This is a genomic window from Streptomyces sp. NPDC085946 (genome assembly GCF_044540485.1).
In the GTDB taxonomy this organism is placed as follows: domain Bacteria; phylum Actinomycetota; class Actinomycetes; order Streptomycetales; family Streptomycetaceae; genus Streptomyces.
This window is the reverse complement of the sequence record NZ_JBITSF010000010.1, coordinates 137,770-149,643: the sequence shown is the minus strand read 5'-3', so window position 1 is coordinate 149,643 and position 11,874 is coordinate 137,770. Positions and strand designations below refer to the sequence as shown.

At 75.0% G+C, this 11,874-nt stretch carries 9 protein-coding genes; 2 read left to right on the top strand and 7 right to left on the bottom strand.

Annotated elements, in window-relative coordinates; translation table 11 throughout:
* Positions 1-34: 34 nt before the first annotated feature.
* A complete protein-coding gene (tkt, locus tag ACIF8T_RS21200) occupies positions 35-2,110 on the bottom strand; it encodes a transketolase (RefSeq protein ID WP_400037220.1) in 2,076 nt (691 codons plus the stop codon).
* A 146-nt stretch (positions 2,111-2,256) separates the two neighbouring features.
* On the opposite strand from tkt, the gene ACIF8T_RS21195 reads away from it, so the two are divergent.
* Positions 2,257-3,162, top strand: coding sequence for an AraC family transcriptional regulator (locus ACIF8T_RS21195; protein WP_400037218.1), 906 nt, complete (start codon positions 2,257-2,259; stop codon positions 3,160-3,162).
* Positions 3,163-3,245: 83 nt separating this feature from the next.
* Here the strand turns inward: ACIF8T_RS21195 and ACIF8T_RS21190 are convergent, their stop codons facing one another.
* From ACIF8T_RS21190 to ACIF8T_RS21165, 6 genes are all read right to left on the bottom strand, one after another.
* Positions 3,246-3,989, bottom strand: a complete 744-nt coding sequence (locus ACIF8T_RS21190; RefSeq protein WP_400037217.1) for an SAM-dependent methyltransferase — start codon at positions 3,987-3,989, stop codon at positions 3,246-3,248.
* Between the two features lie 206 nt (positions 3,990-4,195).
* Entirely contained in the window at positions 4,196-5,593 is a 1,398-nt protein-coding gene (locus tag ACIF8T_RS21185) for a glycoside hydrolase family 16 protein (protein ID WP_400037215.1), read from the bottom strand.
* 225 nt (positions 5,594-5,818) lie between these two features.
* Positions 5,819-6,586 (bottom strand): IclR family transcriptional regulator, encoded by a 768-nt coding sequence (locus tag ACIF8T_RS21180; protein ID WP_400037213.1) that lies wholly within the window; start codon positions 6,584-6,586, stop codon positions 5,819-5,821.
* Positions 6,583-7,950: an alpha/beta hydrolase family protein gene (locus ACIF8T_RS21175; RefSeq protein ID WP_400037211.1), complete on the bottom strand. Its 1,368-nt coding sequence runs from the start codon at positions 7,948-7,950 to the stop codon at positions 6,583-6,585. The genes ACIF8T_RS21180 and ACIF8T_RS21175 overlap by 4 nt, the downstream gene beginning before the upstream one ends.
* On the bottom strand, positions 7,947-9,308 hold the full coding sequence (locus ACIF8T_RS21170) for an MFS transporter (RefSeq protein ID WP_400037209.1): 1,362 nt from the start codon (positions 9,306-9,308) through the stop codon (positions 7,947-7,949). Before ACIF8T_RS21170 ends, ACIF8T_RS21175 begins: the two co-directional genes overlap by 4 nt.
* 185 nt (positions 9,309-9,493) lie before the next feature.
* Positions 9,494-10,345: a PaaX family transcriptional regulator C-terminal domain-containing protein gene (locus tag ACIF8T_RS21165; protein ID WP_400037207.1), complete on the bottom strand. Its 852-nt coding sequence runs from the start codon at positions 10,343-10,345 to the stop codon at positions 9,494-9,496.
* A gap of 183 nt (positions 10,346-10,528) precedes the next feature.
* On the opposite strand from ACIF8T_RS21165, the gene ACIF8T_RS21160 reads away from it, so the two are divergent.
* Positions 10,529-11,866, top strand: coding sequence for a 6-phospho-beta-glucosidase (locus tag ACIF8T_RS21160; RefSeq protein ID WP_400037205.1), 1,338 nt, complete (start codon positions 10,529-10,531; stop codon positions 11,864-11,866).
* The last annotated feature ends 8 nt before the right edge of the window (positions 11,867-11,874 follow it).

Here is an 11,874-nt window from a genome sequence, read left to right as displayed (position 1 = left end):
CGGTCACAGTGATCATCTTCTTTCCGCGGCCGGCTCAACCACGCGCGGCGGCCAGCGATTCCCTGGCGGCGGCGACGACGTCCTCCGGGGTGAAGCCGTACGCGGCGAACAGGGTCCGCGCGTCGGCGGAGGCGCCGAAGTGCTCCAGGGAGACGATGCGGCCGGCGTCCCCGACGTACTTGTGCCAGGTGAGGCCGATGCCGGCCTCGACCGCGACACGGGCCCGCACCGACGGCGGCAGGACGCCCTCGCGGTACGCGCGCGGCTGCTCCTCGAACCACTCCACCGACGGCATCGACACCACCCGGGTGCCGACCCCCTCGGCCTCCAGCCGCTCCCGCGCCGCCACCGCGAGCTGCACCTCCGAGCCGGTGGCGATCAGGATCACCTCGGGGGTGCCCGTGGACGCCTCCCGCAGGACGTAGCCGCCGCGTGCCGCGTCGGGGTCCGGCTCGTACGTCGGGACGCCCTGGCGGGTGAGCGCGAGGCCGTGCGGGGCCGGGTCGGTGGCGTGGCGCCGGAGGATCTCCGCCCAGGCGATCGCGGTCTCGTTGGCGTCGGCCGGGCGCACCACGTTCAGGCCGGGGATGGCGCGCAGGCTGGCCAGGTGCTCGACCGGCTGGTGGGTCGGGCCGTCCTCGCCGAGGCCGATGGAGTCGTGCGTCCACACGTACGTCACCGGCAGCTGCATCAGGGCCGACATGCGCACGGCGTTGCGCATGTAGTCGGAGAACACCAGGAAGGTGCCGCCGTAGATCCGGGTGTTGCCGTGCAGCGCGATGCCGTTCATCTCCGCGGCCATGGAGTGCTCGCGGATGCCGAAGTGGATCGTGCGGCCGTACGGGTTCGCCTCGGGCAGCGGGTTGTCCGCCGGGAGGAACGACGACGTCTTGTCGATCGTGGTGTTGTTCGAGCCGGCCAGGTCGGCGGAGCCGCCCCACAGCTCGGGGATCACCGCGCCGAGCGCCTGGAGCACCTTGCCGGACGCGGCGCGCGTGGCGACCGCCTTGCCGGGCTCGAAGACCGGCAGGGCGTCCTCCCAGCCGTCGGGCAGCGCGCCCTTGCTGACGCGGTCGAACAGCCCGGCGCGCTCCGGCCGGGCGTCGCGCCACGCGGCGATCCGCTTGTCCCAGGCGGCGTGCGCCTCGGCGCCCCGGTCCAGGGCCCGGCGGGTGTGGGCCAGCACCTCCGGTGCCACGGCGAAGTGCTCCCGCGGGTCGAAGCCGAGCAGGCGCTTGGTGGCGGCGACCTCGTCCTCGCCGAGGGCGGAGCCGTGCGCGGCCTCGGTGTTCCGCGCGTTCGGCGCGGGCCAGGCGATGACCGTGCGCAGGGCGATGATCGAGGGCCGCCCGGTCTCGGCGCGCGCGGCCTCCAGCGCCGCGTACAGGGCGTGCACGTCGACGTCGCCGTCCCCGGCGGGTGCGACCCGCTGCACGTGCCAGCCGTAGGCCTCGTACCGCTTCAGCACGTCCTCGGAGAACGCGGTCGCGGTGTCGCCCTCGATGGAGATGTGGTTGTCGTCGTAGAGGAGGACCAGGTTGCCGAGCTTCTGGTGGCCGGCCAGCGAGGACGCCTCGGCCGAGACGCCCTCCTGGAGGTCGCCGTCGGAGACGATCGCCCAGACGGTGTGGTCGAAGGGGGAGTCGCCCTCGGGGGCGTCCGGGTCGAACAGGCCGCGCTCGTAGCGGGCGGCCATCGCCATGCCCACCGCGTTGGCGACGCCCTGGCCCAGCGGGCCGGTCGTCGTCTCCACGCCCGCGGTGTGCCCGTACTCGGGATGGCCGGGCGTCTTGGAACCGTGCGTGCGGAACGCCTTCAGGTCGTCGAGCTCCAGCTCGTAGCCCGCGAGGTACAGCTGCGTGTAGAGCGTCAGCGAGGTGTGGCCGGGGGACAGCACGAAGCGGTCCCGACCGGCCCACTCCGGGTCCGCCGGATCGTGACGCATCACCTTCTGAAAGATCGTGTACGCCGCCGGGGCCAGGCTCATCGCGGTGCCCGGGTGGCCGTTCCCGACCCGCTGCACGGCATCGGCCGCCAGCAGGCGGGCGGTGTCGACGGCACGCCGGTCCAGTTCGGTCCACTCCAGGCGGTCGGGTGTCTGCGTGCTCATCTTCAAGAAGTCCTCGATCCGAGCGCAATGGCTGGTCTGACGTGTTCAAAACTAAAAGTCTGACTTTTTGGTGGCCAGGTCACGGTGTGCCAGCCTGTGGTGAAAGTGGGACACCGGACACGCGAGCGGGGCGGCACGACACGGACATGGCGGACAGAACCACGCAGGACGACGGCGAGGACGACGGCGGCGGCGGGATCAGAACCTTCCCCTTCCCTGTCGATCTGAGCGTCCTGGGCGTCGGCATGCAGGTCGGCCCGATGGGCGACGGCCGCACCTGGCACGCCCGGGCGCCCCTGGAGCGCGTGCACCGCGTCGACTTCCACGTCGTCCTGCTCTTCGGCGACGGCCCCGTCCGCCACATGGTCGACTTCGTCGAGTACGAGGCCACCGCCGGCGACCTGCTGTGGATCCGCCCGGGGCAGGTCCACCGCTTCTCGCGGACCAGCGAGTACCGCGGAACCGTGCTGACCATGCAGCCCGGCTTCCTGCCCCCCGCCACGGTCGAGGCCACCGGCCTGTACCGCTACGACCTGCCGCCCCTGCTGCACCCGGACGCGGCACAGCTGGCCGGCCTGGAGGCGGCCCTCGCCCAGCTGCGCCGCGAGTACGAGGACACCGCCACGCTGCCGCTGGGCCCGCACACCGCGGTCCTGCGCCACTGCCTGACGGCGTTCCTGCTGCGCCTGTCCCACCTGGCGGCCGGCGCCGCGCAGGCGGCGCGCACACCGGCCGACACGGCGTTCACGCGCTTCCGGGACGCGGTGGAACGGGACTTCCCCGTCAACCACAGCGTCAGCGCCTACGCCGACGCGCTCGGCTACTCCCGCCGCACCCTCGTCCGCGCGGTCCGCGCGGCCACCGGCGAGACCCCGAAGGCCTTCATCGGCAAACGCGTCGTCCTGGAGGCCAAACGCCTCCTCGCCCACACCGACCTGCCGATCGGCCGTGTCGGCGCGGCGGTCGGCTTCCCCGACGCGGCGAACTTCTCCAAGTTCTTCCACCAGCACACGGACAGGACGCCGGCGGCGTTCCGGGAGGAGCTGCGGTAAGGGCTCCGGGTGCCGGCAAGGGCTCCGGCGGGGCCGGTCCGGGCGGTCCGGGGAGGTGGTGCGGGGTGGCGGTCGGGGGCCGCTCAGGCGGTCCCGGGGGCCGGGCGCAGCACCAGGCAGACGAACCCGAAGGAGTCCCGGTAGCCGCGCAGCCACTCGGTGCGGTGAGCCTCGGCCGTCGCCAGCGCTCGGGCGTGGTCCGGGTCGTCGGGGTGGTCCAGGGCCCAGGAGGCCAGCGACCCCGTCCAGGCCCACTCGTAGGCGTCGAGCTCCCGGCGGGTGCTGACGTGCCCGTGGACCGGCACCCAGCCGTCGCCGGTCACGCGGTCCACGGTGGCCGGCAGGTCGGCGAGCTCGCCGAGCAGGCCGACCGCCTCCGGTGAGGGCGCACCGGCCCAGAAGCCGTCCCCGACCAGCACGCGTCCGCCGGGGGCCAGGTGTCCCCGGGCCGCCGCCAGGGCGCCGGGCAGACCGCCGAAGGCGTGCGCCGCCCCGACGCAGAGCACCAGGTCGAACCGGTGGGGGGAGGCGAAGCCCGCGGCGTCCCCCTCGTGCAGGACGAGACGCTCGTGCACGCCCCGGGCGTGCGCGGCCCGCCGCGCGTCCGCCAGCGCCTCCGCGCTGCTGTCCACGCCCTCCGCCCGCACCCCCGGGTGCGAGGCCAGCGCGCGCAGCAGCCACTCCCCGCCCCCGCAGCCGAGATCGAGGACACGGGCGTCGGGGCGCGGGAGGCCGTGCTCCAGGAGACGGCGTACCGAGTCGTCGCCGAGCGGGGCCGCGATCGGGTGGTCCGCGTGGGCGAGCCGGGAGAGCTGTGCACGGTTCATCCGGCCGAGCCTGGCACGGCCGCCACCGGCCCCGCACCCCCATTTCCGTGCCCCCGCCGGCCCCTTCCCCGCGCCCCGCACGGCAGGGGGCTCCGCGCCCACGGGAACGCCCGCACGGCACAGGACCCCGCCCTGGCGCGAACGTCCCCCGGAGCAACGGCGAAGGGCCCCGCGCACCCGCGTGGGGCCCTCGCCGCGAACGCCGCTCAGCGGCCGAACGTGAACCAGTTGACGTTGACGAAGTCCGCCGGCTGCCCGCTCGTGAAGGTCAGGTACACGTCGTGCGTGCCCGTCACCCCGCTGATGTTCGCGGGCACCGTCCGCCACGACTGCCAGCCGCCCGTGTTGCCCACCGCGAAGCTGCCGATGGGCGCGCTGGTGCGGCTGTCCAGCCGGACCTCCACCAGCCCGCTCACGCCGGAGGCCGCGCCGCTCGCCACCCGGGCGCTGAACTGACGGGCCGCCGTGGAGCCGAAGTTGACGCCCTTGTAGAGCGCCCAGTCACCGTTGGCCAGCGCGCCGATGTTCTGGCCGCCGCCGGAGTCGGTCGTCGTCTCGGTGATCGTGCCGGACTGGCTGTCGTACGACTCCGCCTGGAGCGTGCCGTAGGCGTCCCGGTTGCCGGTCGGCGGAGGCGTGGTACCGCTCCCACCGGCCGACAGCACCTGGACGTAGTCGACGACCATCGAGTGGCCGGGCTGGGTGCCGGCGTCGGGGCCGCCGCCGAAGGCGTTGGGGAAGCCGCCGCCCATCGCCACGTTCAGGATGAGGTAGAAGCCGTGGTCGGTGGCGTTCTTCCAGGTGGTCGCGTCGACCTGGTTGGCGCGCACCGTGTGGTAGTTGACGCCGTCGACGTAGAAGCGGATCTCCTCGGGGCTCGTCGAGCGGTCCCACTCCATGCGGTAGGTGTGGAAGCCCGCCTGGCACGTCGTCCCGGGGCACGCGGTCGAACCGCCGATGCCGCTGGTCTCGTTGCAGGGGCCGCCCGGCGAGGTGCCGCAGTGCATGGTGGCCCAGACCGTGTTCAGGCCCTGGGTGTTCTCCATGATGTCCAGCTCGCCGACGGCGGGCCAGTTCCAGTAGTTGCCCCGGTAGGGGGCGCCCAGCATCCAGAACGCCGGCCAGTAGCCCTTGGCCGCGGCCCCGGTGACGTTGGGCACCTGGATGCGGGCCTCGACGCGCAGCTTGCCGCCGGCCGGGGGCTGGAAGTCGGTGCGGTTGGTCTCGATGCGGCCCGACGTCCAGTTCCCGGCGGCGTCCCGGCGCGGGGTGATGCGCAGGTTGCCGCTGCCGTCCAGCGCCACGTTGTTCGTGCTGGACGTCATCGTCTCGATCTCGCCGGTGCCCCAGCCCGCGGGGCCGCCGGGGTAGCCGGTGCCGGTGGCGTACTGCCAGTTGGCGGTGTTGACGCCGGAGCCCGCCGGCCCGTCGAAGTCGTCGGCGAAGACCTGGGTCCAGCCCGACGGGGGAGGCGGCGCGGAGGCGTTCGCGGACGGGGCCGCCAGCGTGGCCCCGCCCGCCGCGAGGCCGAGCGTGCTGACCACGGCGACGAGCGCCCGCCGCAGCGGGCGCCGTCTGCGGCGGCTGCCGGAGGTTTCACTCATGTGGGGGTGCCTTCCGGTACGGAACGGTGATGACGCGGGTGACTTCGGCGCGCTCCCCGGACCGTTCTGAGAGCGCTCTCAAAGTGCCGCCAATGTGCTCCACGCCCTTGCGGCCGTCAAGAGGTGAAGCGGAGAAAGTCCGTGCGGGGCAGGCCGGTTCACCCCATGAATGCGTGAATCGCCGCTGCTGTCCGCCGGGCCGGGGCCGCCCGGGCCGCGGCGGCGTCAGGGGACGGGCCCCGCGCCGCTCCCGGGCCGCCAGCCCAGCGCCCGCGAGACGCCGCGCGCCGCGAGCCGCACCGCCGGGGCGAGCACCGGCACCTGCGCGCCCGGATGCGGCACCACGACCGACACGGCGGCGGCCACCGCGCCGTCCGGCCCGCGCACCGGCGCGGCCACCGACAGCGCGTCCGCGGTGACCTGGCGGTCGCTGACCGCGACGCCCGTGCGCCGCACCTCGGCCAGCACCCGCCGCAGCCGCGCCGGGTCGGTGACCGTGTACGGGGTGAAGGACGCGAGCGGGGCCGCGCAGTACTCCTCCTGGAGTCCGGGTCCGCCGTGCGCCAGCAGCGCGAGACCGACGCCGGTGGCGTGCAGCGGCCAACGGGCGCCGACCCGGATGTGCACGCCGACCGCGGACCGGCCCGACAGCCACTCGACGTACACCACCTCGTGCCCGTCGCGCACCGCCAGCTGCACGTTCTCGTGGGTCGCCTCGTACAGGTCCTCCAGGTAAGGCAGGGCGAGTTGGCGCAGCGCCAGGCCGCGCGGGGCGAGCGCGGCGACCTCCCACAGCCGCAGCCCGACGTGGTAGACGCCGGACGCGTCCCGCTCCAGCGCGCCCCACCGGGTGAGCGCGCCGACCAGCCGGTGCGCGGTGGTCAGGGTCAGCCCGGCCCGCCGGCTGATGTCCGTCAGGGACAGCGCCGGGTGCTCGTGGTCGAAGGCCGCGAGCACGGACAGCAGCCGGTCGGGCGCGGTGGGGCCGGTCACGGCCGGGCGTCTCCCGGGTGGGCGAGGTCGTGGGGGCGGGGGTGGGGGGCGGGCCGGTAGGCGGCGTAACGCGCCTCGGCCGCCGGATCGTCCCGTTCCGCACGGGAGTTGAGGGACCCGGCGGAGGTGTCCCAGCGGCCGGTGTCCAGGCGGTGCTCCAGGGCGTGCAGGGCGGCGGTGGTCTCGCCCGTGGTGAAGGTGCAGTGGCCGGGGCCGTCGACGTAGGCCTGGCGCAGCAGCGCCGCCGAGCCCGCCGCGGTGACGGCCCGCCGGTGGGCGCTCTCGGCCTGGACGGGGATCAGCGCGTCGCCGGTCGTGTGGATCGACAGCTGCGGGTCGGTGAGCCGGCCGCTCAGGACGCTGGTGCCGCGCATCCACCGCACGGCGTCCGGGTCGGCCGCCACGCGGGGCGCCCGGCCGAGGGCGGCGAGGTCGGCGGAGAGCGGGGCGCCCGCCCGCCGGTAGAGCTCGGCGACGTCCTTGAACAGCGGGGACCGGTGCAGCAGCGCGGTGTAGTCGACGCCGGTGTTCCAGGACGGGTTGCCGCCCGCCCGGTGCTCGGCCTCCTGCCGCCACCGGAAGGCGGGCAGCTGGACCAGCCCCCGCACGGCCGCGTACTGGTTGGCCTGCCGGGCGTCCCCGTCCCCCGGACCCGGTTCGCTCTGCGCCGGGTCGTTGTGGCCGGGGACGTGGTACAGGGCGGCGGCCAGCGCGATCCGCGCGCGGCCCTCGGGGGTCCGCTGGGCGGCGTCGACCCGGGCGGTGAGCGCGTCGGCGGCGCCGGACGCCCGCGCCTGGTCCGCGAAGCCGGTGAGCGGGATGTCCGCGTCCGGGGCGAGCAGCGTGCGCAGCGCGAACGCGGCGTCGAGGGTGCTGTTCCAGTTCGCCACCCCGCCCTGCACCAGCCCGCACATCGCCAGGGAGCCGTCGAAGCGGTCGGCGTGCCGCTCGGCGAGCACGGTGGTGACGAACCCGCCGTAGGAGGTGCCCCAGGCGAGGGTGCGCCGCGCCGGCCCGAACCGGTCCGTGAACGCGTCCAGCGTGGCGAGCTGGTCGGGCACCGCCTCCGTGACGGCCCAGCCGGTCGTCGCGTACGAGGACCCGACCAGCGCGTACCCCTCGCCGAGCAGATGGTCCAGCACGGCCTGACCGGGGCTGTTGCGGGCCGGGTTGGGGGACCCGGCGGGGGTGTAGCCGTGGCTGTAGAGCAGGACGGTGCCGTTCCAGGCGGCCGGTACGTCCATCACGTACGCGGCGCCCGAGGGCAGGCGGCCCTCCAGGTGGGTGCCGGCGGGGGCGGCGTGCGCGGGCAGCGCGGTCGCCGCGCACAGGGCGAGGGCGGACAGGACGAGGCGGATCCTCAACGGGGGGTCCCTTCCGGGGTGGGGGCGGGGGCGGGGACGGCGGGGGCGCCGAGCGGGTCGGTGCGGGTCTCGCGCAGCCGCCACACCGTCACGGCGGTGACCGCGGCGCCCGCGCACAGCAGCAGCGCCACCGGGGTGCCGCCACCGCCGGTGGAGGCGAGGAGAGCGCCCGCGACCAGCGGGGAGAGGCCCGCGCCGACCAGGGTCGCGGCCTGGTAGCCGAGGGAGGCGCCGGTGTAGCGGACGCGGGTGCCGAACATCTCGGTGAGCAGCGCGCCGAGCGGCCCGTACATGGTGGACTGGGCGACGCCGTGGCCGAGGGCGAGGGCGAGGACCAGCAGGCCGGGGGAGCCGGAGTCGACCAGCGCGAGGACGGGGAAGGCCAGCGCGGCCGAGGCGACGGCGCCGGCGAGGACGACGGGGCGGCGGCCGGCCCGGTCGGACAGCGCGGACGCGGCGGGCAGCACGGCGAGCGCCACGCAGGAGGCGACGGTCACCGCGGTCAGCACCTGCGGCCGGGTGTAGCCCCGGTCGACGGCGTAGCTGATCATGAAGCTGGTCAGCAGCGACTGGGCGGTGAAGGCGCCGATGCCGACGCACGCGGCGAGCAGCACGGGCCGGGGCCGGCGCAGCAGCTCCACCACCGGCGGCCCGGCCGGCGGCTCCCCCTTCGCCTGGGTGAACAGCGGGCTCTCGGCGACCCTGAGGCGGACGAACAGGCCGACGCCGAGCAGCACGACGCTCAGCAGGAACGGCACGCGCCAGCCCCAGGAGCGGAACTCCTCGTCGGGCAGGGCGGAGACGAGGGTGACGACGCCCGCCGACAGGACGGAGCCGAGCGGCGCGCCGAGCTGCGTGAAACCGGACCACAGACCGCGCCGGGCGCCCTGGGTGTGCTCGGCGTGCTCGACGACCATCAGGGTCGCGCCGCCCCACTCGCCGCCGATGGCGACGCCCTGCACGACCCGCAGCGCGACCAGCAGGACGGGGGCCCACACGCCGATCACGTCGTAGGTCGGCAGCAGGCCGATGAGGAAGCTGCCGCAGCCCATCAGGAGCATGGTCAGCAGCATCATCGACTTGCGGCCGATCCGGTCGCCGAAGTGGCCGAAGACGATGCCGCCCAGCGGGCGGGCGAGGTAGCCCGCGGCGAAGGTGCCGAAGGCCGCGACGGTGCCGACCGCGGGATCGGCCCGCGGGAAGAACAGGTCGCCGAAGACCAGCGCGGCGACCGTGCCGTAGACGAGGAAGTCGTAGAACTCCACCGCCGTGCCGAGCAGGCCGGACAGGGCGACGCGGCGCAACTGCCGTGTGTCGGCGGGGAGTCGGGTGGGGGACGGAGGGCGGGACGGCTGCACGACGAGCTCCCTGGGGCCGGTGCCGTGGCGGGGCGCCGACGGGGACTGCCGGCGTCCGGTGAAGTTAGGCACCAACCCGTCGGCAGTCAATCATCTGCACAACATCAAAGGGCGGAGGTCCGTAATCAGTGCAAATTATTGACGAAAACAACCATTGCTTTTACTGTCGGTCCCGGCGTCGCGCGCTACGCCGGGTGCCGGACGGGCACCAGGTCGAGGAGGCGCTGCGAGGCGTCCGCGGCGAGCGGCGAGAGCCGGTCGTACACCGCGCGGAACGTCCTCTCGGCCTGCTCCGCCGGCCAGTCGTCCGGCAGGTGCTTCACCGGCAGCCGGGGGTCGCGGCGGACCAGCCCCAGCCACTCGGTCTGCAGCCGCAGCCGCAGCACGAGCGCGGCGAGCCGGGCGTCCTCCCCGTCGCCGGCCGGGGCGGCGCCGTCGTCCTCCCGGGGCTGCCACCGCCGTACGAACGCCTCGTAGCCCGCCGCCAGGTCGGCCAGCTCCCAGGTCTCCTCGATCATCGCGGCGATGTCGGTGCCGGCGTCGGCGTGCGCGCGGAAGACCTTCACGTGGGCGGACAGGCCGAGCTCCGCCACCAGCGAGGAGACGTCGACCTCGCCCGGCGCGATCCACAAACCGTTGAACAGCGGGCCGAAACCGCTCCAGGTCAGCCGCGCGCGCAGGTCGTGCCGCTGCCGCTGCCAGGACTCGGGCAGCGAGAAGCCGAGCATCGTCCAGGTGCCGTCCCAGGTCCGGTTCACGGCGCCGGTCCGCCAGATGCGCCGTTCGCCGTCCCGCAGCACGGCCTGCGACCGCTCCGTCAGACCGAAGTACATCCGGCGGCCCTCGCGCTGGCGGCGCAGCAGACCCCGGTGGACCATGCGGGTCAGGGTCGAGCGGGTCGCCTGCTCACCGATCCCGGCCCGGGCGAACACGTCGATGACACTGCCCGAGTACACGCACACGTCCCGCCCCAGCACCTGGTCGCCCAGGAACGTCAGCATGAGGGACTGGGGCCGCAGCGGCTGTTCACCGGTCACGCGGCCCACCGTACCCCGCACGCACCGGCCGGTGACCTGCCGGTACGCGGCCCCGGCACGGGGTCCGGGGCGGCGCGGGTCCCGCCCCGCGGGCTCGCCGCGGAGCACCCGGACGCCGGCCGCGTGACACGATCCCTCCGGGCCGGCGGGCGTCGCGGCCGCCGAGGCGGGAAGGGTGCAGACGTGAAGCTGACGATTCTGGGCGGCGGCGGGTTCCGGGTGCCGCTCGTGTACGGGGCGCTCCTCGGGGACCGCGCCGAGGGCAGGGTCACCCGGGTGGTGCTGCACGACCTGGACGACGGCCGGCTGCGGGCGATCGCCCGGGTGCTGGCGGACCAGGCCGCCGGAGTGCCGGACGCGCCCGCCGTGACCACCACCACCGATCTCGACGAGGCCCTGCGCGGCGCCGACTTCGTCTTCTCCGCGATCCGGGTCGGCGGCCTGCGGGGCCGGGCGGACGACGAACGCGTGGCCCTCGCCGAAGGCGTCCTCGGCCAGGAGACGGTCGGCGCGGGCGGCATCGCCTACGGCCTGCGGACCGTCCCCGTCGCCGTGGACATCGCCCGGCGCGTGGCCCGCCTCGCCCCGGACGCCTGGGTCATCAACTTCACCAACCCCGCCGGCCTGGTCACCGAGGCCATGTCCCGGCACCTCGGCGACCGCGTCATCGGCATCTGCGACTCGCCCGTGGGCCTCGGCCGCCGGATCGCCCGCGCGCTCGGCGCGGACCCCCGCGAGGCGTTCGTCGACTACGCCGGCCTCAACCACCTCGGCTGGGTGCGCGGTCTGCGCGTCGACGGCCGCGACGTCCTCCCGCGGCTGCTCGCCGACCCCGGCCTGCTCGGCTCCGTCGAGGAGGGCAGGCTCTTCGGCGCCGACTGGCTGCGCTCGCTCGGCGCGATCCCCAACGAGTACCTGCACTACTACTACTTCAACCGGGAGACCGTCCGCGCCTACCAGCGGGCCGAACGGACCCGCGGTGCCTTCCTGCACGACCAGCAGACCCGGTTCTACGAGCGGGCCGGGGACCCCGGCGCACCCGCCCTGGAGCTCTGGAACCGCACCCGCGCCGAACGCGAGGCCACCTACATGGCCGAGAACCGCGAGACCGCCGGCGCCGGCGAACGCGACGAGGAGGACCTGTCCGGCGGCTACGAGAAGGTGGCCCTGGCCCTGATGCGGGCCGTCGCCCGCGACGAGCGCACCACCCTGATCCTCAACGTCCGCAACCGCGGCACCCTCACGGCCCTGGACCCCGAGGCCGTCGTCGAGGTGCCCTGCCTCGTCGACGCGAACGGCGCGCACCCCCTCGCCGCCGACCCCCTGCCCGGCCACGCCACCGGGCTCGTCCTCGCGGTCAAGGCGGTCGAGCGGGAGGTGCTCGCCGCCGCGGAGTCGGGCTCCCGCGCCACGGCCGTGAAGGCCTTCGCCCTGCACCCGCTCGTCGACTCCGTCCACGTGGCCCGGCGCCTCGTCGAGGGCTACACCGCCGTCCACCCCGGTCTCGCCTACCTCACGTAGCCCCGTCA

What these genes read in the sequence shown, in the direction of transcription:
- tkt (WP_400037220.1), bottom strand. Translation starts at nt 2,110, where the DNA reads ATGAGCACGCAGACACCCGACCGCCTGGAGTGGACCGAACTGGACCGG.
- ACIF8T_RS21195 (WP_400037218.1), top strand. Translation starts at nt 2,257, where the DNA reads ATGGCGGACAGAACCACGCAGGACGACGGCGAGGACGACGGCGGCGGC.
- ACIF8T_RS21190 (WP_400037217.1), bottom strand. Translation starts at nt 3,989, where the DNA reads ATGAACCGTGCACAGCTCTCCCGGCTCGCCCACGCGGACCACCCGATC.
- ACIF8T_RS21185 (WP_400037215.1), bottom strand. Translation starts at nt 5,593, where the DNA reads ATGAGTGAAACCTCCGGCAGCCGCCGCAGACGGCGCCCGCTGCGGCGG.